General features: G+C 60.9%; 18 protein-coding genes and 1 pseudogene. 8 read left to right on the forward strand and 11 right to left on the reverse strand.

The window, feature by feature from the left end; genetic code table 11:
• Positions 1–287 precede the first annotated feature (287 nt).
• Complete coding sequence (locus tag B3N48_RS04080) at positions 288–1,031, reverse strand: phosphatase PAP2 family protein (RefSeq protein WP_296179807.1); 744 nt, start codon at positions 1,029–1,031, stop codon at positions 288–290.
• A gap of 234 nt (positions 1,032–1,265) precedes the next feature.
• On the opposite strand from B3N48_RS04080, the gene colR reads away from it, so the two are divergent.
• The 5 genes from colR to B3N48_RS04105 all read left to right on the forward strand — a co-directional run bounded on the left by colR (position 1,266) and on the right by B3N48_RS04105 (position 5,041).
• On the forward strand, positions 1,266–1,949 hold the full coding sequence (gene colR, locus B3N48_RS04085) for a two-component system response regulator ColR (RefSeq protein ID WP_296179810.1): 684 nt from the start codon (positions 1,266–1,268) through the stop codon (positions 1,947–1,949).
• Positions 1,939–3,219, forward strand: a complete 1,281-nt coding sequence (locus tag B3N48_RS04090; protein WP_296179813.1) for a sensor histidine kinase — start codon at positions 1,939–1,941, stop codon at positions 3,217–3,219. Before colR ends, B3N48_RS04090 begins: the two co-directional genes overlap by 11 nt.
• Before the next feature lie 205 nt (positions 3,220–3,424).
• Complete coding sequence (locus B3N48_RS04095; RefSeq protein ID WP_296179815.1) at positions 3,425–4,093, forward strand: class I SAM-dependent methyltransferase; 669 nt, start codon at positions 3,425–3,427, stop codon at positions 4,091–4,093.
• A 4-nt stretch (positions 4,094–4,097) separates the two neighbouring features.
• Positions 4,098–4,817: a lipopolysaccharide kinase InaA family protein gene (locus B3N48_RS04100; protein ID WP_296179817.1), complete on the forward strand. Its 720-nt coding sequence runs from the start codon at positions 4,098–4,100 to the stop codon at positions 4,815–4,817.
• On the forward strand, positions 4,814–5,041 hold the full coding sequence (locus B3N48_RS04105; protein ID WP_296179819.1) for a hypothetical protein: 228 nt from the start codon (positions 4,814–4,816) through the stop codon (positions 5,039–5,041). Before B3N48_RS04100 ends, B3N48_RS04105 begins: the two co-directional genes overlap by 4 nt.
• A gap of 269 nt (positions 5,042–5,310) precedes the next feature.
• On the opposite strand, the gene B3N48_RS04110 is transcribed toward B3N48_RS04105, so the two are convergent.
• From B3N48_RS04110 to B3N48_RS04145, 8 genes and pseudogenes are all read right to left on the reverse strand, one after another.
• A complete protein-coding gene (locus B3N48_RS04110) occupies positions 5,311–6,408 on the reverse strand; it encodes a DUF1513 domain-containing protein (protein WP_296179822.1) in 1,098 nt (365 codons plus the stop codon).
• A gap of 1 nt (position 6,409) precedes the next feature.
• Entirely contained in the window at positions 6,410–7,474 is a 1,065-nt protein-coding gene (locus B3N48_RS04115; protein WP_296179825.1) for an imelysin family protein, read from the reverse strand.
• A gap of 27 nt (positions 7,475–7,501) precedes the next feature.
• A complete protein-coding gene (locus B3N48_RS04120; protein WP_296179830.1) occupies positions 7,502–8,929 on the reverse strand; it encodes a di-heme oxidoredictase family protein in 1,428 nt (475 codons plus the stop codon).
• Positions 8,930–9,077: 148 nt separating this feature from the next.
• Positions 9,078–9,617 (reverse strand): AP2/ERF family transcription factor, encoded by a 540-nt coding sequence (locus tag B3N48_RS04125; protein ID WP_296179832.1) that lies wholly within the window; start codon positions 9,615–9,617, stop codon positions 9,078–9,080.
• Positions 9,618–9,842: 225 nt separating this feature from the next.
• Positions 9,843–11,201: an imelysin family protein gene (locus B3N48_RS04130; RefSeq protein ID WP_296179836.1), complete on the reverse strand. Its 1,359-nt coding sequence runs from the start codon at positions 11,199–11,201 to the stop codon at positions 9,843–9,845.
• Positions 11,202–11,501: 300 nt separating this feature from the next.
• Positions 11,502–13,553: a putative bifunctional diguanylate cyclase/phosphodiesterase gene (locus B3N48_RS04135; RefSeq protein ID WP_296179838.1), complete on the reverse strand. Its 2,052-nt coding sequence runs from the start codon at positions 13,551–13,553 to the stop codon at positions 11,502–11,504.
• Positions 13,554–13,856: 303 nt separating this feature from the next.
• Positions 13,857–14,453, reverse strand: coding sequence for a superoxide dismutase (locus B3N48_RS04140; protein ID WP_081565283.1), 597 nt, complete (start codon positions 14,451–14,453; stop codon positions 13,857–13,859).
• Positions 14,454–14,717: 264 nt separating this feature from the next.
• Positions 14,718–15,320: pseudogene (locus B3N48_RS04145) on the reverse strand (LysE/ArgO family amino acid transporter).
• A 105-nt stretch (positions 15,321–15,425) separates the two neighbouring features.
• Between B3N48_RS04145 and B3N48_RS04150 the strand changes: the two are divergent.
• The 3 genes from B3N48_RS04150 (at position 15,426) to B3N48_RS04160 (ending at position 18,357) form a co-directional block, all read left to right on the forward strand.
• Positions 15,426–16,325: a LysR family transcriptional regulator ArgP gene (locus B3N48_RS04150; RefSeq protein WP_296179842.1), complete on the forward strand. Its 900-nt coding sequence runs from the start codon at positions 15,426–15,428 to the stop codon at positions 16,323–16,325.
• Positions 16,326–16,413: 88 nt separating this feature from the next.
• On the forward strand, positions 16,414–17,412 hold the full coding sequence (locus tag B3N48_RS04155; protein ID WP_296179844.1) for an NAD-dependent epimerase/dehydratase family protein: 999 nt from the start codon (positions 16,414–16,416) through the stop codon (positions 17,410–17,412).
• An 81-nt stretch (positions 17,413–17,493) separates the two neighbouring features.
• The gene (locus B3N48_RS04160; protein ID WP_296179847.1) at positions 17,494–18,357 is read left to right on the forward strand and encodes an ATPase; all 864 of its coding nucleotides are present in this window, start codon (positions 17,494–17,496) and stop codon (positions 18,355–18,357) included.
• 262 nt (positions 18,358–18,619) lie between these two features.
• Here B3N48_RS04160 and B3N48_RS04165 read toward each other — a convergent pair whose 3' ends face one another.
• Positions 18,620–19,669, reverse strand: a complete 1,050-nt coding sequence (locus tag B3N48_RS04165) for an alkene reductase (RefSeq protein ID WP_296179849.1) — start codon at positions 19,667–19,669, stop codon at positions 18,620–18,622.
• 80 nt (positions 19,670–19,749) lie between these two features.
• Positions 19,750–20,916: an MFS transporter gene (locus B3N48_RS04170; protein WP_296179852.1), complete on the reverse strand. Its 1,167-nt coding sequence runs from the start codon at positions 20,914–20,916 to the stop codon at positions 19,750–19,752.
• Between the last annotated feature and the right edge of the window lie 6 nt (positions 20,917–20,922).

A 20,922-nucleotide genomic window follows, 5' to 3' on the forward strand; every position in this document is an offset into this window, starting at 1 on the left:
AACCCCGCTTCGGCGGGGTTTTTTTATGGGGTTTTACGGGTGTTGGCTTGAGACGCTTACTTTGATGCCCGTTGGGCCTATTCGCCACCAAGGCGGCTCCCACATCTTTTGCAACGTGCCACAGTCTGAAGGAACCCATTGTCCGCCTTGTGCGTTCGACGCGATATCAAGGCGGGCCCAAAGTCAGGCGATGGGGACTGTCAGGCCACGGCACGTTGCAGCAAATCTGGGAGCCGCCCTGGTGGCGAATAGGCCCAAAGGGCATCAGCGTAACGATCTAAAGCCGACTACCCAGAAACCCCCACCCCCTCAACCACCTTCTCTTGCCCACCCACCGGCCGATACAGCACAGCGTAATAAGCCCCCAGACAAATCAGCCAGCAGAACACCGCCGTCCAGATGTTATGGGAAAAGAAGTGCGCGCCCTGCAACATCCGCCCCACCGAGAACACCGTTCCCAAGCCGAAGGCAAAGATCAGCCCGGCCTTGGCCAGGCGTGGCTTGCGATCACGAAACACGAAGAACAGCGCAAACAGCGTAAAGCCTGTCGCCGCGTGGCCACCCGGCCAGCAACGGCCAGGCTTGTCGGTCGGAGGGCGAGGGCTGAGCAGCTCGCTGTAGGTCTCCTGCCCGCCGAACTGCGTCAGGCTCCACGGGCATTGCACTGAGGTGACTGCCTTGACCGGCGTGACGAAACTGGTCGACAGCGCCATCGACAGCACCAGGCAACCGAATTCGCGTTTCCAGGGTTTCAAACGTCCCACAAAGAACGCTGCGACGAATCCCACGAATGACAGCACGCCCAGCGCGATGACCACCTGTTTGGCGCGATCGTGCAGGACGTTTTCCAGAAAATAACTGTGTTTGCCGATGAACCCGCCTGCCGCAGGGTCGTAGGCCAGTTTGGCGATGTCCATGTCCAGGGAAGTCAGCTCCAGCAACAACAACGCTATGGCGGTGACGGCCGGGATGCCGAGGTAAACCCACAGGTTAATCGGGCGTGAGGCCGGGTGTTCGAAGACTTCAGACATGTTGAATCCCGTGTGAGAGCAATATGGAAAGCAGGGAGTGGACCGACAGCGTTCGGCAGTCTGTTCGCCAGCCTGTTGCGGAGCCGTGAACCGGGAGTGAAAAAAACGTTATGTGCGCTGGTGCTGGCCCTTGGGCGAACTTGGCCTTAAGCTGCCGCCAACTCTGACCCATTGCGCAGGTCGTCTGGTGCTGCGGCGGGTCATGCCGACAACCGCATATGGAGACATGCACCCATGAGAATTCTGCTGGTTGAAGACAACCGCGACATCCTCGCCAACCTGGCGGACTATCTGGGCCTGAAGGGCTACACCGTCGATTGCGCGCAGGATGGCCTGTCCGGCCTGCACCTGGCGGCCACTGAACATTACGACCTGATTGTGTTGGACATCATGCTGCCAGGCATCGACGGCTATACCCTGTGCAAACGCCTGCGCGAAGACGCCCGCCGCGACACCCCGGTGATCATGCTGACCGCCCGCGATCAACTCGATGATCGTCTTCAGGGCTTCCGATCCGGAGCAGACGATTACCTGCTCAAACCTTTTGCGTTGTCCGAACTGGCCGCGCGCATCGAAGCGGTGCTGCGTCGGGCGCAGGGCGGAGGGCGTCGTACGCTGCAAGTGGCTGACCTGATCTACGACCTCGACACGTTGGAAGTCACCCGCGAAGGCCGGTTGCTCAAACTCAACCCGGTCGGACTGAAGCTACTGGCAGTGCTGATGCAGAAGAGCCCGCACGTTCTGCGCCGGGAAATTCTTGAAGAGGCCCTGTGGGGCGACGACTGCCCGGACAGCGACAGCCTGCGCAGTCACGTCCACCAGTTGCGTCAAGTGATCGACAAACCGTTCGACAAGCCTCTGCTGCAAACGGTGCATGGCGTCGGTTATCGCTTGGCCGAGGGCCGTGATGGAGTTTAAGCAAAGCCTTGCCCAGCGGATCATCATTGCGTTCGCGCTGATGAGTGCGTTGGTGGCCGGCTCGTTCGCCATGGGCATCGTGGCGACGGTTCATCTGGTTGAGGAGAAGCTGATTTCGGCTGGCCTTGGCGGTGATCTGACGCGCCTGTTGCTGATGGACAGTGTTGAGGATTGGAGTCATCGGCCGGAGCCTGATCAGCTGTTCTATTTCAGTGGCGGCCCGGGAGATTTCGAGCTGCCCAAAGACCTTCGGCATCTTGAGCCCGGTTTCCATGAAGTGTTCCGAGGGCCGCTGTCGTACCACGCGATGGTCGAGGTGGTCGACGGTCGACGTTACGTGTTGCTTCAAGACCAGAGCGATTTTGAAGAGCGCGAGCGCGTGTTGTTCGCGGTCGTGCTGGTCGGTTTTGTGCTGGCGCTGGCGCTGGCGATTTTCCTTGGATGGGTACTGGCCCGTCGAGTCATGGCGCCGGTGGTGCGGCTTGCGCGTCAGGTGCGTCATCGCGACCAGTTGCTCGGCCTGGCACCGCCGCTGGCGCCGGATTATGCGGCGGACGAAGTGGGCGAACTGGCGGTGGCGTTCGATGCCACCCTCGGACGCCTGCGCGATGCCTTGACCCGCGAGCGAATGTTCACCAGCGACGTCAGCCATGAATTGCGCACGCCACTGATGGTGCTCGCCAGTTCGTGTGAGTTATTGCTCGAAAACCCGGCCCTCGACCAACGCGCCCGTGCGCAGGTCGAGCGGGTGGGACGCGCCTGCGAAGAAATGCGCGACCTGGTGCAAACCTTCCTCATGCTGGCCCGCACCCAGCGCGATGACGCGGGCATGACCCCGCAGTTGACGTTGCAAGGGGCTGCCCAGCAGCTGCTGACCCTGTGGCGCGAACCTATCGAAGCCAAGGGTTTGCATCTGGAGTATTACCCCGACGGCGCCTTGCAAACGTCGTACAACGCGACCTTTCTGTATGCCGTCATGGGCAACCTCCTACGCAATGCCCTGCACTACACCGATCACGGCTTCATTCGTTTGACGCTGCTGCCCAATGGCTTCGCCGTGGAAGACTCGGGCGTCGGCATTCCGGAAGAAAAACGCGAAGCGATGTTCCAGCCATTCGTCCGTGGCAATGAAAAACGGGGTGAAGGGCTGGGGCTCGGCTTGTCGTTGGTGCAGCGTATTTGCGAGAACCAGGGCTGGACCGTGAGCCTCGACACCATGGAGCCAAACGGCTGCCGGTTCAGCGTCGAGTTCGGTCAATCAAAGGACTGAAGCACCCGCTGACTGTTTGCGCGGCAATGTATACGCAATGTAAATGTTGCTGCGATTTGCCTATACGTAGCTTTATGCTTGCCCACTTTCCGGACAAACCTCGTAACATTTGCGCACATAAATGGATGTTTTTTTCACATCGTACTCACCTGAGCACGACGTAGGTCCACTTAGTTTTGGCGGCATCACTTACGGAGATGCAGCCATGAGCAAACGGATCGAGTTGGATTTTTCGCGCAAATACAACGACGAACATGCCCGAAAATATTTGCATAAGCATCGGGACGGATGGGCGCGGCAGCTGTCTGATCGTCGCGACAAGCAGCTGGCACGGCGTGCGCTGGCCCTGGCAGGCGAGCCCGGGCTGGTGCTGGACCTTCCCTGTGGCGCAGGACGTTTCTGGCCCTTGCTGGCGGAAAAAGCCAATCGGGTGATCATCGGCGCTGACAATTCAGCCTCGATGGTCAAGACGGCCTGCCAGTCGCAACCGACGGACGTGGTGAAACGGGTACAACCTTTGCAGACCTCTGCATTTGCCATCGACATGCCTGACAACGCTGTCGACAGCATCTTTTGCATGCGCCTGCTGCACCACGTCGGCAAAGCCGAGGACAGAGCGGTTTTGTTGAACGAGTTTCACCGCGTGACCCGCGACAGCGTGATCCTTTCGCTGTGGGTGGATGGCAATTTCAAGGCCTGGAAACGCAAGCGTGCAGAACGTACCCGCCATCAGGAGGGTTACCAGAATCGCTTCGTGTTACCGGCCGCCACAGTAGAAGCCGAATTCAAGAAGGCAGGATTTCGTATCCAGGAGCGCCTGGATTTCCTGCCGTTGTACGCCATGTGGCGAGTGTATCTATTACGTAAGAGGTAACAGGATGGCCGTGGATTTTGCAGCAGAGTTGACCGTTCCCGCCAAGGATCGCTTCGCCTATTTCTGGAACACCAAGGGTGACTGGGTGGAAGAGCCCAATGTGCGCCGTGGTGGCGAGAGTGGCGTGCAACGCGTGGTGTCGGAGAACGGCCGCCTGCTGTACGTCAAACGCCAGGTCGGTCATATCTATCGCAGCTGGCTGCATCCGTTCGGGCGTCCGACCGTGCTGCGCGAGCGCGATGCGCTGGAAGGGCTGCGCCAGCTTAACGTCAATGTGGCGCGCATTGTCTTCTGCGGCGCCGAGCGTGATGAACACAACGAATGGCGCGCGCTGCTTGTCACGGCGTCGCTGGACGGCTTCGACGAATTCGAGAACTGGCTCAAGGCTGGCGGTCGCGAGCAGTACGGCGAAGTGGTTTATGAGCAGATGCTCAAGGAACTGGCCGAGAATCTGGCGCGCATGCACAAGGGGCGCTGGCAGCACAGTTGCATCTATATCAAGCACGTTTTCGTGCGGGTAGTCGGCGAGGGCGCCAATGCCAAACCCGAAGTCGCCCTGCTGGATCTGGAGAAATGCCGTCAGCGGCTGACCGCTTACGGGGCGGCTCAACATGACATGAAGCAGCTGCGTCGCCATTCGTCGTTTGCACCAGCGGACTGGAGCAAGCTCGTCTACTTTTACGAAACGGCGTTTGGCAGCCCCATCAAAGGTTTAGAGCGATGAAGTTAGAACTGGCGCGAGGTTTGTTTTTGGTCGGGGCATTGGGCATCACGTCTATCGCCATGGCTGCCTGGGAGCAACCCAAGGCCCAGATTCTGAGTGCGGTCCACGGCGAAGGACGTTGTTCTTTGCCGCGTGTGGCGAAAGCGGCTTCGCCGGTACGGCCTGATCACGATTTGCTGTTGTTGATGTTTGGGTTGGCGCAGGGGGCAGGGCCACAGCACTGAAATCACTGTCCGACTGAAAAGCCCCGATGATTCGGGGTTTTTTTGGATTTGGCTTGGGATACTTTACGCTGTTGCCCTCTGGGCCTATTCGCCACCGAGGCGGCTCCCGTATTGGCTGCAACGTGCCAAGGCCTGACAGGCCCTATCGTAGGCTTTAGCGCCAGCTTCGATAGTGTGTCGAACGCACAGGGCGGACAATTGGAGTTCAAATACGGTGGCACGTTGCGAACACTGTAGGCGCGAGCCAGCTCACGCCTACGACGACTGCATCACACCAGATGCAAATGGTTGTCCCACAACCCCGCAGGTAACGCTAACGGCTGCGCTACCAACGTATCCTGCCGACAATCGTAGAACCGACAGCGCCCTTGCCCGGACGTGACGACGAACCCATCCTTCACCGCCCCAACCCCGGCGCAGTCTGGCAGAGGCGCGTCGAGCTTCACGAGGCCGCTGTCCAGATCCCATATGAAGAACCGATTGCCTCGCGGCGCCGTCAAGGCAACCAGCCGCAAGTCATCGTGGATGGCTACGCTGGCGGTGTAATGGGCCATTGCCTGCAACTGTTGATCGGCCACCGGGAACGCCTGGAACGGCTGGCCAGGGCGTTTGATCGCCAGCAGTTCGGCAGACTCGTGAGACGGCCCCATGAACTGCTGACCGGCGACGATCGTGCCGTCGCGGGCGATCGCCATGTGCCGCACACTGTTCATTGGCTGCGACAACGTCTCTTTGCTTAACAGCGTGCCGTCCCGCTGCATCAGCACCAGGCTCGGCTCCATGGCATTGAGGTTCATCTCGACCCGGCTCTCTGCCTCGGTGCGAATACCGCCGTTGGCCACCGCGAGCGTTTCGCCATCCGGCATCCACGACACTTGATGCGGGCCGATGCCGTGGGTGGATATTTCGCCGGCATGTTCCAGACGCTCGCCGACGAACCGATAGACGCCCAGCACGCCGCGCCCCGGCTCGGAGGTGTCGTTTTCAGTGGCGTACAGCCATTCGCCGCTTTTGTGAACGACCGCGTGACCGTAGAAATGGCGGTTCGGCCGGGACGTGATCGTCTGCAACAGGCGCCCGTTGCGCAGATCGATCAAGTAGCTCTCGGTGCCGGGACGTCGGGCGACGAACAGCGCAATGGGCTGCTCGGGATGATTGATGATGTCGTGGCAGCGTTGAGCAACCTGCGTGGCGAACACCTGGGTGCCATCCACGCGATAGCCCACGGCATAGTGCTGGCCGTTGCCGTCGTCACGGGCCGACAGCAGCAGTGGGGCCTCACCTTGCTTCTTGAATAGCGTCCAGCCGCCCAGCGTGCACGCGCTGAGGACGAGGCTGCCGAGCGCCAGAGCTTGACGTCGCAACATATCAGTCACCATCGTTGGCGTTGAAACCCAGTTGAATGCCCAACGCCTTGGCCAGCTCGCCCTCATGCAGGCGGTGGACCACGTTGAGGCTGTCATAGAACGCGTTCAACTGTTGACGGCCTTGTTCGGTCGCCAGCAGCTCGACCAGTGGCGGCTTCAGCGCGGCCAGCTGTTTGCGACTTTCTGCGTAGGCCGCGTCGATCTTGTCGGCCAGCGGTTTCTGCTCGGCCGTCAGCAGCCCGCGCAAGCCTTTGTTGTCCACGCCCACCCACACCGTCTCGGCGCTGGCCAGGCTGGCTTGCAGGCTGCTCAACGACGCCTTGCTGCGCCATGCTTCGGCCTGGAACGGTTGCGGCACACCTTTGGATTGACGACCCAGCGGCGTACCGAGTTTTTTCTTCAGCGTGTCGAGGGCCGTGACTTGCACGCGCAGCAGCTCGGCGATGGCTTCATGGGCGTCGGCGTAGCGTTGATTCGGGAACTTGCTCAGCTGCGCGAGCATGCCGTCGGTGCTGTTCCAGCGGTCGAGAATCTCTTCGGCCAGGGTCTTCTGGCGCTCGCCGATGGCCGTCAGCAAGGGGCAATAGCGCGCTTTCTGTTCGGCGGTGGCCATGTCGATGTCGGCGTCGAACAGGATGTATTCATACGCGGACAAACCCTGAACCACGACGCTGGATTTGGCCAGCGCATCGACGCCGATCTGCGGTTGCGCGGTCACCAGTTGTTCAACCTGACGCCCGACGAGGTTCTTTTTATCCGGCCAGAACTGAATCTGCCAAGACCGGTTGCCCTCGGCCAGCGGCCCGATCAGCAACGGCTGCAATTCGGCCCAGGCTTTCTGTGCATGAAGGAAGTCGGCACGGGCGCTGTCCAGATCGGATTTGCCCTCGCAGAACGCCAGGGCGCTGACGGCCAGTTGCCGATCCGCGTCGACCCAGCGGCTGTACGTCGGCAGAATCACTTGCTTGGCGATGGCCGCGGACGTCACGGCCTGTGGGTCCGATGGCGCGCAGGCACCTAGCGCAAGCGCGGCGAGGCTGGTGAACAACAGCTTGGGACGGAACATGTCCGGCTCCTTATCGTTTGAAAGGTTTTATAGGGAATTCAGGAATGCCAGCAGGGCCGCGCGCTGCTGGGCGTCGAACGCCAGGACCTGACGCTGCGCGGGCAACGCTTCACCGCCATGCCAAAGCACGGCTTCCATCAGGTTGCGGGCGCGTCCGTCGTGGAGAAATTGCGTGTGGCCGCTGACGGTTTGAGTCAGCCCGATGCCCCACAAAGGCGGGGTGCGCCACTGCTGGCCGGTCGCTTGAAACTCGCTGAGGTTGTCGGCCAGCCCTTCACCCATGTCGTGCAGCAGCAGGTCGGTGTACGGGCGGATCACCTGATTGGCCAGCTCGGGTTCGGCCGCATTGGCCGCAGTGGTGAACTGTGGCGTATGGCATTGCTGGCATCCGGCTTTGAAGAACAGATTCTTGCCTTCCAGCACTTGCGCGTCGCCCGCATCGCGACGGGCCGGAACGCCCAGGTTGCGGGTGTAGAAGGTGATCAGACGCAGAATGTTATCGCTGACTTCCGGCTCACCGTTCGGGCCTTCGCCGTTGGGCGCTTCGCGGCAGGCAGTCTGCGAGGGCGTGCAATCGTCGGCGGGCTTCAGGTGAGAGGTCAGCCCCATGTCGCCGGCCAGGGCGTGAGCATTCTGTTGATGAACGCTGGGTTGTGCCGCTTTCCAGCCGAAGCGTCCCAGCACGGTTTTCTGCTGAGCGTCGTCCCACACCCAATTCGGTGTGCCGGTAATCCCGGTGCCGTTTTCATCGTCGGGATTGGCGTTGGCCAGGATCGCCGCTTCAGGGATGGCTTCAAGCAAACCGAGGCCGATCATCGGCGGCGCTATGCGGGCGGATGCGCGAGTTTGCGGGTGCATCGGCCCGTAGCCAAGCTGGGTGATCTGCAATGTCGGGCGACGTAAATGGGCGGGTGTACCGTCGCGGAAGTGCACGGTCATTGAGTCGTATTCGACCCGCACCTTCGCCTCGGGGGGGACGCCGGGGATCGCCATGTCTTGCAGTTGCGTGCCGTAGACCGGCTCAGGCGTCAGGCCCAACTGCTTGATGTGTTCGGCATACGCGGGCGCATCGGGAATCGACAGGCGCACCAGCATCGACACGGCATTATCGGCGCCGGGCTCGGGCGGGTGACCGCGGCCATCCTTGATGTGGCAGTTCTGGCACGCGTTGGTGTTGAACAGCGGTCCGAGGCCGTCCCGTGCCGTGGTGGTGGACGGCGCAATGATCCAAGGATTGCGAAAGAAACTGTTGCCGACGCTGAAGTCCAGGCGCCGGACGGGGGAGAGGTTGGCAGAGGGCAGGGAGAAGGCATTGCGATCGCTTTTATTGACCGTACTCGCGCCGCCAGACAGTGCTTCCCCCGGTTCCGCAGCCGTAAAACGCGGGGCGTCATCGCACCCGCCCAGGGCGAAAGCCATCGGCAGGAAAAACGAAAAACGGAACCGCGCAGTCATACACATCCTGCAAAGGGGTGGAAATCGGGGCGAGCAAGCTTACCAGCCCCGTCCGTGATGAATAAGAGCAATTAGCGTTTGTAACTGCCTCTCGAAACGTGTTGTAACCAATTTGCTGGCAGCGCGGGTGCACGGCCAGAAATCCCCGTCAGAAGCCCGAAATGTCCAAGGACGGGTTCTCCACCAACAGTTGCATCATGCGTTTCTCGCCTTCCACGACTTTGAAACATCGGTAGTCGCCGATGCTGTCGAGCTGTCGCTCGCGCTCACGTATCGCCAGTTCCTTCGCGCGTTCGTAGCCGTAATGTTCAACCCTGAACGACTTGGTCACGCTGCTGCCGTTGCGCAGGGTGGTGCGCGCCACCCAATAGGCGATGCCGGTGTAGCAGCGGTAATGCACGCCGGGATAGCCGCTGGTGTTGGTGGCGATGATGCGTTGACGGATGTCGCGGCTGAGCTTGGGCAGGTAGGTCAACAGCAACTCGTCCCGGCAGGCATCGGCGGCCTTGCGCGCGGCTTCACGACCTCCGTAGCGAGAGAATGAGAAAAGCCGGTTGAGGGTCTTGCCATCGCGATAGATCGTCACTTTCCAGGCACGCGGTCCCTTGATACCGACCAGCAAATGGATTCCATAGTTGTTGGCTTTGTGCTTGCTGACGCGGCGCCTTTTATTGTTTCTCTTGGGCACTGTCTGTCTCCTCCTGGATGGGATGGGGTCTAGGAAGTGCGCATGATCGGCGGCGAATTGGGGGTGTTCAATCCGACAAATAATGAACAGGAAAAGGCCTACAAAACTTACGGAGCGGTCCTCAGAAACCCTTTATTTACTGGGGATTCCGACTGCTGATGAGGCACAAAAAAAGGCCAATCCGAGGGGGATTAGCCTTCTTTTGACGTTTATCGCAGATGTCGATCAGAACTCGTGATCGGCGTTGTCCGGATTCAGATCGCTGATGCCGAGTTTGCCCGCCGCCTGTTCGATCGCGCCGGTCTGTTTGACCAGCGCGGCGATGGCATCGCGCACCACTTGATTGCCGGCAGTGTTGCCCGCTGCGATCAACTGATCGAAATGCTCGCCTTTGTTGGCGTGATCGACGATCACCTGCAACTTGGCCTGGGTTTCATCCAGATCGGCGCGCAGCGTGGTGTCGGTCGCCGCATCAGCCTTGGCCACCAGCGAAGACAGGCTCGGACCGCTGACCTTGCTGCCGTCTACGCGGGTGTATTCGCCCAGGTAAACGTTGCGGATGCCCAGCCCGTTATAGAAGTGCGAATTGTGGGTGTTGTCGCTGAAGCAGTCGTGTTCGTCTTCACTGGAGTTGGCTTCCAGCGCGACCTTCATGCGCTCGCCCGCCAATTCGCCCAGAGACAGGCTGCCCATGCCGAACAGCATCTTGCGCACTCCGCTTTCGCCGGATTCACCTTCCAATGTGGCGCGGTAGTTGTCGGCGACGCCAGGCTTCCAGTTGCCGACCATTTCTTCCAGGTCGCTGACCAGCAGATCGGTCGCGGCTTTCAGATAGGCCCGACGGCGGTCATTGTGCCCACCTGTGCCGCCTGCGCCTTCGATGTAATCGCTGGCAGGGCGCTCACCGGCGCCTGCGCCGTTACCGTGCAGGTCCTGGCCCCAGAGCAGGAACTCGATAGCGTGATAACCCGTGGCCACATTGGCCTCGGCGCCACCCAGCTCGTTCAGGCTGGCGAGTTTTTCAGGGGTGATTTCGGTGACATCGACTTTGTCTTCGCCGACTTGAATGGACGTATTGGCGATGATGTTGGCTGTGGCGCCCGGGTTGCCCAGCGCGTGCTGGTAGTCCTTGGCGACGTAATCGATCAGGCCTTCGTCCAGCGGCCAGGCGTTCACCTGACCTTCCCAGTCGTCAATGATGGTATTGCCGAAACGGAACACTTCGGTCTGCATGTACGGGACCCGAGCGGCCACCCACGCCTCGCGTGCGGCTTTCAGGGTTTGGTCGTTCGGGGACGCGAGGAACGCGTCGACCGCCGTGCTCAGTTTCCTGGCAGTGGATTCGGCATCGCTGAAGGCGGCGAATACGATGTTCGCGTAGTTGGCGACCACCGCCTTCGCGGCGGCATCACTGGTCTGCGCGGGCGCAGCGGCCGGTTGGGCTGCAGGCGCGGGGGCCGCAGCAGAGGCGGTGGGAGTGGACGTCGGAGCGGCGGCAGCGGGCTTGTCCTTGCCTTGGTCGCAACCGGCCAGGGCGATAGCGATGGCCAGCAGACTGGCAGTTGCCAGGGGCGTACGAATCATGACGGAATCCTGCGTCGAGAGGTCTGTGAACGGTGGCGAACGCCAGAAAAAGCCGCGCAATGATGCGAAAGATTTGCATTCTGTGTAAAGGCCAAATGCCCTGAGGCGGGCGGGGAGGTATTTCAAGCTGTTACAGGGCGTTTCAAGTCGGCGGCTCGGTTCCTGGCCGCAGCCCATGGGCGCCGGCGTGCTGGCGAATGGGGTGTGCCATTCAACGCAGGGTTTTCTGACACCCCGCCTTCGCCAGCACGCCGGCTCTCACAGACATGCAACAGCCAGTTCCCATAGATCAGCTGGTGGTTAGAGCACGCCGATATGCGTGCGCTGAGCCTGCTTCAGATACGCCAGCAATTCCCGGGCGGGCAGCGGCTTGCTGTAGAAGTAGCCCTGTCCTTCGTGGCAACCCTCGGAAATGATGTACGCCTCTTGTTCGGCGGTTTCCACGCCTTCGGCGATGACCTGCATGCCCAGGCTTTTACCCAGCTGGATGATGGCACGCACGATGGTGGCGTCGTCATCGTCGTCAATCAGGTCCTGAACGAAGCTCTTGTCGATCTTGATCTTGTCCAGCGGCAGGCTCTTGAGATAACTCAGGGATGAATAGCCGGTCCCGAAGTCGTCAATGGCGATCAATGCGCCGGAGCGGCGTAGGCTGAGGAGGTGCTGCGCGGCGGTGCTGATGTCTTCCATCAGGCCGGTTTCGGTGACTTCCAGTTCCAGGCTGCGCGGCGGCAGGCGGTAGATCTGCAGCAGGTTGTTGACGACCCGCGGCAGCTCGGAGTGGTGCAACTGCACGGTGGAGAGGTTGACCGCCATGCGCAGGTCGGTGAAGCCCTGGTCGTGCCATTCGCGCAGCTGTTTGCAGGCCTGGTCCAGCACCCATTCACCGATGGCAATGATGGTGCCGTTCTGTTCGGCCAGCGGGATGAATTGGTCCGGCGGGACAAAGCCGTGTTCAGGGTGGGTCCAGCGGATCAAGGCCTCGACGCCCACCACGCGTTGATCGCGGTAGCTGATCTGCGGCTGGTAAACGAGGTGGAACTGGTTGCGCACCAAGGCCTCGCGCAGGTCTTTTTCCAGCTCACGGCGCCGACGCATTTCGCTGTCGACGCTGGCGATGTAGAACTGATAGCGATTGCGCGAACGGGTCTTGGCCAAGGTCATGGTCTGTTCGGCTTTTTGCAGCAGCTTTTCGGTGCTGTCGCCGTCTTCCGGGAACAGGGTGATGCCGATGGTGGCGCGCAGGCGGATTTCCTGCCCGTCCACGGCGAACGGCGCTTCGAGGTCATCGAGGATGTTCTGTGCCAGTTCGGCGGCTTCGTAGGGCTGTTCAATGTCGGCCTGAACCAGCGCGAATTGATCGCCGCCCAGCCGTGCGAGCGCGCCGAGGCGTCCGCTATGGCTGCGTAAGAGGTCGGCCAGTGCCAGCAGCAATTGGTCGCCCGCCTGATAGCTGAATTGCTCGTTGATGCCTTTGAAATCGTCGAGGCCAACGCACAGCACGGCCACACGATGCTGCACACGCCCGGCATCGATGAGAATCTTGTCCAGCTGCTGTTGCAACTGCTGTCGATTGGGCAGGCCGGTGAGAAAGTCGTATTGCGCCATGCGCAGCAGGCTGGATTCCGCTTCATGGCGCAAGTGCGTGTTGCGTTCGATCGAGGCCAGTAACTCGTTGGCAGTGTTGACCCAGATGCCCAACTCGTTTTTCTCGTGGCCCTTGAGCAACGGCAATTGGTGTTCGCTGGGGCGGTCTGGGTTGATGCTGGTCAGGTGTTCGATGATGCGCGACAGCGGTTTGGTCAGCAGCCAGTGATAGACCAGATACAGCACCAGGCCCATCGCCAGTGCCCGCAGTACGCCGGAGATGAAGATGATCATCGAGTTGATCAGGAAGCCTTCGCCGTAAGTCGCGGTATCCAGGGTGATGCGCAGGTCGCCGTAATATTCGCTGTATGGGCTGCGGCCCACCAGTTGCGTGGTGAAGCTGCGCTCCTGACCGAGAATCGGATCGGTCAGCCAGCGCGTCGGAGAGGGTTTGAGGTCGCGGGTTTTTTCAGCGAGTAACGTTTCGTTCGGATGGCCAATGGAGGCCATGCGCACGGCTTTGTCCTGAAACAGACCTTCGATGACCTGCATGCCCATTTCCCGGTCCAGGCTATAAACAGCCTGAGTGGACGGGTCCCTGAACATGTCGAGGATTCGCTCGGCGTCAGTGGCCACGGCCTGCCGGGTCTTGTAGGCGTCGTACACGATCTGCGCGCAGCTGAGGACCACGCCCACGATCAGTGCCGAAAGCAGCACCACACGCAGCAGCTTTACCGACAAGCTGTTTTTGAGTTCCAGCTTCAAATGGGCATTCCTTCATCCATGCTGGGTGACTGCTTGCAAGCATTGGCAATGCAGACCTTCGGGTCGAAGTCGTCATAGACCCCTGACCTGTTTCATCCGGATAACGATTCGCCGGCGGGCAGGAAAGGCTATCAACACTGTGTCGGTAAACGGTGGGCGGAACTTGAATGGTGTTTCGTCGATTCCGGATCGAGTCTGATATTAGTCCGCTATCGCTTTCTGACAATACATAAAGGACGAACAGAAGGCGAAAAAAAACCCGGCCAGGCCGGGTTTCTCTTGAGACCGCTGTTAGAGCAGTGATCAGGCAGTGAAGGTCTTGCCTTCGAATTGCTCAGCCACGAACTTCCAGTTCACCAGGTTCCAGAACGCCTCGACGTATTTTGGACGCAGGTTGCGGTAGTCGATGTAGTAGGCGTGTTCCCAGACGTCGCAGGTCAGCAGCGGGGTGTCGCCGCTGGTCAGCGGGTTGCCGGCGCCGATGGTGCTGGCCAGTGCCAGGGAGCCGTCAGCCTTTTTCACCAGCCAGCCCCAGCCGGAGCCGAACGTACCGATGGAGGTCTTGCTGAATTCTTCCTTGAACTTGTCGAACGAACCGAACGCGGCGTTGATGGCATCTGCCAGCGCGCCAGTCGGTTGACCGCCGGCGTTTGGTGCCAGGCAGTTCCAGTAGAACGTGTGGTTCCAGACTTGGGCCGCGTTGTTGAAGATACCGCCCGAGGAAGACTTGACGATTTCTTCCAGCGTCTTGCCTTCGAACTCGGTGCCAGGGACCAGGTTATTCAGGTTCACGACATAGGTGTTGTGGTGTTTGTCGTGGTGGTATTCCAGCGTTTCCTTGGAGATGTGCGGTGCCAGAGCATCATGGGCGTACGGCAGCGGCGGCAATTCGAAAGCCATGGTAATTCTCCTAATCAGGTCAGGTTGCGGTTAGCGCAAGGCCGATCACGGGCGGCCAGACAGAACATACGCCGGCGAGTTTTTACTCTTTGCGACGCAGGGGCAGGATCATAGCACCGGCCCCGGCCCATAACCACGCAACAACTGTGTGGGATAGAGGTTCCGGCCCACGGACAGGAGATGATGGAAGGTTCTGACGAAAGGCGTCGCGGTGACAGTAAACGTGGCCACGTCTGGGGGAGATTTCCACCTGTGCATCGCATGTCACGCCGTTCTCATCAACTGCACCGCCACGCTGAACATCATCACCGCAACCATCACATCCAGCAGCCGCCAGGTAGCGGGGCGTGCCAGCCAGGGGGCCAGCCAGGCGGCGCCGATGGCCAAGGTCGAGAACCACAGCAATGACGCACTGGCGGCGCCGGCGACATAAGCGCTCGGCTCGGTCTGTTGAGCGCCGAGGGAGCCGATCAGCAACACGGTGTCGAGATAGACGTGAGGGTTGAGCAGCGTGACGGCCAATGCCGTCAACAGCACCGCGCGCCGTGAGCGCTAGCCGTTGCCGTCGCCCTCCAACAGGCTTTGCGGCGAGATCGCGCGGCGCAGGGCCTTGGCGCCGTACCACAGCAAAAACACCACACCGCCCCAGCGCGCTACCGCCAAAAGAGTGGGGTTGTGTGCCAGCACGTTGGCCAGGCCAAACACCCCGGCGGCCACCAGCACCGCGTCACACAAAATGCACAGCACCGCCACGGACAGGTGATGCTCGCGACGCAAGCTCTGCGCCAGCACATACGCATTTTGGGTGCCGATGGCCATGATCAGACCGAACGCGACCAGCAGTCCGTTGAGGTAGCTTTGCCACATGGGAGGGGCTCCGAATTAGCGGTGATGCGAAGAAGAGGTGGCGATTATCTGGCTCAAGCCTGTATAAGAAAAACCAATAATGCTGATCGCTCATTAGGAAAAGTGATGTTCGATTACAAACTGCTCTCTGCACTGGCAGCGGTCGTTGAACAGGCGGGGTTTGAGCGCGCCGCGCAAGTGTTAGGGCTCTCTCAGTCGGCCGTGTCTCAACGCATCAAATTGCTGGAGGCGAGAGTGGGGCAGCCGGTGTTGGTGCGCGCTACGCCGCCGACGCCCACCGAGATCGGTGGACGCCTGCTCAATCACGTGCAGCAGGTGCGCCTGCTGGAGCGTGATTTACAGACGCTGGTCCCTGCTTTGGACGAAGGCGGCGCCCCCGAACGGCTGCGCATCGCTTTGAATGCCGACAGTCTGGCGACCTGGTGGGCGCAAGCCGTGGGAGATTTTTGCGCCGAACATCAAGTGCTGACCGAGCTGGTAGTCGAAGATCAGGACGTGGGCCTCAAGCGCATGCGCGCGGGGGAAGTGGCGGCGTGTCTTTGTGGCAGCGAACGGCCTGTGGCAGGGGCCCGGAGTTTGCTGCTCGGCGCTATGCGCTATCGTGCACTGGCCAGCCCGGGGTTCATCGCCCGCCATTTTCCGGAAGGCGTCACGCCACAGGCAGTGGCCCGCGCCCCGGCGCTGGTATTTGGCCCGGACGACTTCCTGCAGCATCGTTATCTGGCATCGTTAGGCGTCGAGGGCGGTTTTCAGCATCACCTGTGCCCTTCGTCCGAGGGCTTCATGCGCATGACAGAAGCAGGCATGGGCTGGGGGCTGGTGCCCGAGCTTCAGGTTCGCGCGCAGCTGGCGAGTGGAAATCTGGTGGAATTGTTGAGCGATCACTGCATCGATGTGCCGCTGTACTGGCATCATTGGCGCAATGGCGGACAGTTGCTGACGCGGCTGACCGATCATCTGGCGAAAAAAGCCGCCCACTGGTTGGTGCCACTGGCGGCGGAATGAGCGTCAGTACCCGGTATCGAACTCAAGACTGTCCGACGCCATTGCGGCGGCATTCGATGCGAACTGTATAGATGAGATGGAGCGGTAAATGAAGATTCTGGTCACCGGCGCAGGCGGCTTCATCGGCGGACGCTTTGCGCGTTTTGCGCTGGAGCAGGGGCTGAGCGTTCGGGTCAGCGGCCGTCGTGCAGAAGGCGTCGAGCATCTGGTGCGCCGCGGCGCCGAATTCATTCAGGGCGATCTGAATGACCCGGAGCTGGTGCACGCGCTGTGCGAGGACGTCGAAGCCGTGGTGCATTGTGCCGGAGCGGTGGGCACGTGGGGGCGGCGTCAGGATTTCCACCAGAGCAACGTGCAAGTCACCGAAAACGTGGTCGAGGCCTGCCTCAAACAGCAGGTACGGCGGCTGGTTCATCTGTCGTCGCCGTCGATCTATTTCGATGGCGATTCCCATGTGAACATCCGCGAGGAGCAAGTCCCCAAACGTTTCCACAATCACTACGCCGCGACCAAGTACCTGGCTGAACAGAAAGTCTTCGGTGCAGAAGAGTTCGGCCTCGAAGTGATCGCGTTGCGCCCTCGTTTTGTCACGGGCGCGGGTGACACCAGCATCTTCCCGCGCTTGTTGCAGATGCAGCGCAAGAAGCGCCTGTCGATCATCGGCAACGGCCTGAACAAGGTCGATTTCACCAGCATCCAGAACCTCAACGAAGCCTTGCTCAGCAGCCTGTTGGCCGCCGGTCCGGCACTGGGCAAGGCGTACAACATCAGCAACGGTACGCCGATCCCGATCTGGGACGTGGTCAATTACGTGATGCGCCAGATGCAATTGCCGCCCGTGACCCGTTATCGCTCGTACGGCCTGGCCTACAGCGCGGCGGCAATAAATGAGGCGGCGTGCCTGCTGTGGCCCGGCCGGCCTGAACCGACGCTGTCGAGAATCGGGATGCAGGTGATGAGTCGAGATTTCACCCTTGATATCAGCCGCGCCCAGTATTATCTGGATTACCAGCCCAAAGTCAGCGTCTGGACCGCGCTGGACGAGTTTTGTAGCTGGTGGCAAGCCCAGCATGGCGCAGCGCTGTAACGCGTTGCGATTAGGGTGGTCCTAACCTTCGGCGGACAGCGTGCCGCCCTCCAAGATTCAACGGATTTCAAAGGGAAACGCATGCGCAAAGATCCGTATGACGACGTCGATGACGTCCCGAGCCTCAGCGCCAAAGATGACGACGACGATTTCATCCCGACCACCGCAGGCGCGCGCGAGCGCACCACGGTTTACTCGCGGACCACGCCCGTCGTGAAAGTCAAAGCCCCCGGCACCGGCGCCCTGTGGGCGTTGATCGGCGCGCTGTTCATCGCGTTCTGTGGTCTGGGCTGGTGGAGTTTTCAACAGGTTTCGCTGATGGAGCAGCAACTGGTCGCGACCCAGGAAAGCTTCGCGCGGATCAGTGAGGAGGCCGCCGGGCGGTTGCAGGACATCTCCGGCAAGGTGGTGGCAACCGAATCGGTGGCCAACAGCGGCGGCGAGGCGTTGAAAGCGCAGATCAAGGCCTTGCAGGATCAATTGGCCGAGCAGAACAAACAGCAGCAAGGCGTGGCCGGATTGCAGGGCGGTCTGGACAAACGTCTGGAGCAGATGACCGCTCAGGCGACGCAACAGCAAGCCACGAACCAGCAGTTGCAGGATCAGCTCAAGGCTGTGACGTCGGAATTGGCGGCGTTGAAAGCATCGGTAGCGGACGGTAAGTCGGCACAGGCGGATCAGGATCGTCTGGATGCCCAGCTCAAAAGCCTGAGCGCCGATGTGGCAAACCTGAAGAAGAGCAACAACAGTCAGGCGATCGAGCGTCTGGAACAGGACATGATCGTACTCAAAAGCGAGCAGGACAATCGTCCGGCGCAAGCCGCGTCGTCAGGGGCAAGCACGCAGGAATTCGATGCGTTCCGTGGGCAGATGACCCGGAGTTTGAACACATTGCAGAGCCAGATTCAGACGTTGTCGCAGCAGATCAATTCGCGAGCGCAGTAGCGGTTTGGCGTAGGCCCGCGACTTTGCTGCCCTGTGGGCCTATTCGCCACCAGGGCGGCTCCCACATCGGTTGCAACGTGCCATGGCCTGACAGTCCCCATTGCCCGCCTTTGGGTTCGCCTCGAGATTGAGTCGAACAAATCAAGCGAGCAACGGGATCTTCCGGACTGTGGCACGTTTCAAAAAATGTAGGAGCGCGCTTGCCCGCGATAGGCCCGAAGGGCATCAAATTATCGATTCAAAGCCCCAAGCCCCTGAAGCGTTACAACGCCGGGTAGTCGATATAGCCCACTGGCCCCTTGGCGTAGAACGTCTCGGGATGCGGCTCGTTGAGCGGTGCATCTTTTGCCAGGCGCGCCGGCAGGTCCGGGTTGGCGATGAAGGGCACACCGAACGCCACGGCATCCGCTTTGCCGCTGGCCAGCCATGCGTTGGCGCTTTCCTTGGTGAATTTCTCGTTGGCGATAAAGACGCCGCCGAACGCTTGTTTCAGGCGCGGCGACAGGCTGTCGTCCAGTTCACGCTCGCGGGCGCAGATAAAGGCGATGCCGCGTTTGCCCAGTTCCGTCGCAACGTAGGTGAAGGTCTCGGTCAGGTTGTCGTCGCCCATGTCGTGCAGGTCGGCGCGCGGCGAGAGGTGCATGCCCACGCGGCCCGCGCCCCAGACTTCCACCACGGCATCGGTCACTTCCAGCATCAAACGTGCACGGTTTTCCACCGAGCCACCGTAGATGTCGGTGCGCTGGTTGGTGCTGGTTTGCAGGAATTGATCGAGCAGGTAGCCATTGGCGCCATGAATTTCCACGCCGTCGAAACCGGCAGCCTTGGCATTCTCGGCACCCACACGATACGCCTCGATAACGTCTTCGATTTCCGCCAGTTCCAACGCGCGCGGGGTCGGGTAATCCGACAGCGGTCGAACCAGGCTGACGTGGCCTTGCTGCTGGACAGCGCTCGGCGCGACCGGCGCTTCACCGTTCAAGTACATCGGATGGGACACCCGACCCACGTGCCACAGTTGCAGCACGATCTTGCCGCCTGCGGCGTGCACCGCTTTGGTGATGTTGCTCCAGCCGCGCACCTGATCGTTGGACCAGATACCGGGAGTGTCCGGGTAGCCCACGCCCATCGGGGTCACGGACGTCGCTTCGGAGATGATCAAACCTGCCGACGCGCGCTGCACGTAGTACTCGGCCATCATCGCGTTGGGAACGCGGCCTTCGTCGGCGCGGCAGCGGGTCAGCGGCGCCATGATGATGCGATTGTTCAGTTCGAGTTCGCCAATCGTGATCGGGTCAAAAATCGTGGTCATTTGGAGAAATCCTTCAGGAGTCTGGAAACGTTGAATCCGCAGTTTTTTACGCACATGGCTGTCGCACTGAAGCTTGAAGCTCAGTTGGCAACAGCGGCCAGCCCGGCATCGCCGCGCTGACGGAAAACGATCAGGGTCACCAGCAGGGCCAGCACTGCCAGTGCGCCCGCTGCCAATGGCACGCTGGTCAGGCCGAGGCCGTGGGCGATGACGCTGCCACCGACCCACGCGCCCAAGGCATTGCCGACGTTGAAAGCACCGATGTTCAGGGTCGAGACCAGATTCGGCGCATCTTTGCCGAAGGTCACGACGTTGATTTGCAGGGCGGGTACGGCAGCGAAACAGGCGACGGCCCACAGGAACAAGGTCACTTCCGCTGGAATCAGCGCAACGCTGGTCCAGCTCAGAACCGTCGAGACCACGGCCATGGTGATGAACACGCCGATCAACGTGGCCGCCAGCCGACGATCCGCCAGCTTGCCGCCGATGAGGTTGCCGAGGGTCAGGCCCAGGCCGATCAGCATGAGCGTCCAGGTCACGCCATGGGGCGATACGCCAGTGATTTCGCCCAGCAGCGGCGCCACGTAGGTGAAGAGCGCGAACACCGAGGCGGCGAACAGCGCGGTCATGCTCAGCGACAGCCAGATGCCGGCGCCTTTGAGCATCGCCAGCTCGGCGCGCATGTCGAGTTTTTCTTCGTCACGTTTCGCGGGCAGAAAGCGAATCAGCCCGATGAACGCGATCACACCAATGACCGTCACGGCGTAGAACGTCGAACGCCAGCCGGCCTGTTGACCCAATGCCGTGCCCAGCGGCACCCCCAGCACGTTGGCGAGGGTCAGGCCGGTGAACATCAGGGCCACGGCGGAGGCACGGCGGTTGGCCGGCACCAGCCCCGCGGCGACCACCGAACCGATGCCGAAGAACGCGCCATGACACAGGGCCGTGATCACCCGGGCGAACATCAGCACGTTGTAATCGGTGGCAACGGCGCAGAGCAGGTTACCGACGATGAAGATGCCCATCAGGATCACCAGCGCGGCTTTGCGCGGCAAGCGTGAGGTGGCCATGGCCATGAACGGCGCGCCGATCGCGACGCCCAATGCGTAACCGGTGACCAGCCAGCCTGCGCCGGGAATGCTCACGCCCAGGTCAGCAGCAACGTCGGGCAGCAGGCCCATGATGACGAACTCGGTCGTGCCGATGGCAAAGGCGCTCAGGGCCAGAATAAGGAGTGAAAGAGGCACGCGGCG

Origin of the sequence: Pseudomonas sp. UBA1879 (assembly GCF_002338065.1) — a bacterium.
Classification (GTDB): Bacteria; Pseudomonadota; Gammaproteobacteria; order Pseudomonadales; family Pseudomonadaceae; genus Aquipseudomonas.

Coding starts and splice junctions, on each gene's coding strand:
- B3N48_RS04080 (WP_296179807.1), bottom strand. CDS start 1,031: ATGTCTGAAGTCTTCGAACACCCGGCCTCACGCCCGATTAACCTGTGG.
- colR (WP_296179810.1), top strand. CDS start 1,266: ATGAGAATTCTGCTGGTTGAAGACAACCGCGACATCCTCGCCAACCTG.
- B3N48_RS04090 (WP_296179813.1), top strand. CDS start 1,939: ATGGAGTTTAAGCAAAGCCTTGCCCAGCGGATCATCATTGCGTTCGCG.
- B3N48_RS04095 (WP_296179815.1), top strand. CDS start 3,425: ATGAGCAAACGGATCGAGTTGGATTTTTCGCGCAAATACAACGACGAA.
- B3N48_RS04100 (WP_296179817.1), top strand. CDS start 4,098: ATGGCCGTGGATTTTGCAGCAGAGTTGACCGTTCCCGCCAAGGATCGC.
- B3N48_RS04105 (WP_296179819.1), top strand. CDS start 4,814: ATGAAGTTAGAACTGGCGCGAGGTTTGTTTTTGGTCGGGGCATTGGGC.
- B3N48_RS04110 (WP_296179822.1), bottom strand. CDS start 6,408: ATGTTGCGACGTCAAGCTCTGGCGCTCGGCAGCCTCGTCCTCAGCGCG.
- B3N48_RS04115 (WP_296179825.1), bottom strand. CDS start 7,474: ATGTTCCGTCCCAAGCTGTTGTTCACCAGCCTCGCCGCGCTTGCGCTA.
- B3N48_RS04120 (WP_296179830.1), bottom strand. CDS start 8,929: ATGACTGCGCGGTTCCGTTTTTCGTTTTTCCTGCCGATGGCTTTCGCC.
- B3N48_RS04130 (WP_296179836.1), bottom strand. CDS start 11,201: ATGATTCGTACGCCCCTGGCAACTGCCAGTCTGCTGGCCATCGCTATC.
- B3N48_RS04140 (WP_081565283.1), bottom strand. CDS start 14,453: ATGGCTTTCGAATTGCCGCCGCTGCCGTACGCCCATGATGCTCTGGCA.
- B3N48_RS04150 (WP_296179842.1), top strand. CDS start 15,426: ATGTTCGATTACAAACTGCTCTCTGCACTGGCAGCGGTCGTTGAACAG.
- B3N48_RS04155 (WP_296179844.1), top strand. CDS start 16,414: ATGAAGATTCTGGTCACCGGCGCAGGCGGCTTCATCGGCGGACGCTTT.
- B3N48_RS04160 (WP_296179847.1), top strand. CDS start 17,494: ATGCGCAAAGATCCGTATGACGACGTCGATGACGTCCCGAGCCTCAGC.
- B3N48_RS04165 (WP_296179849.1), bottom strand. CDS start 19,669: ATGACCACGATTTTTGACCCGATCACGATTGGCGAACTCGAACTGAAC.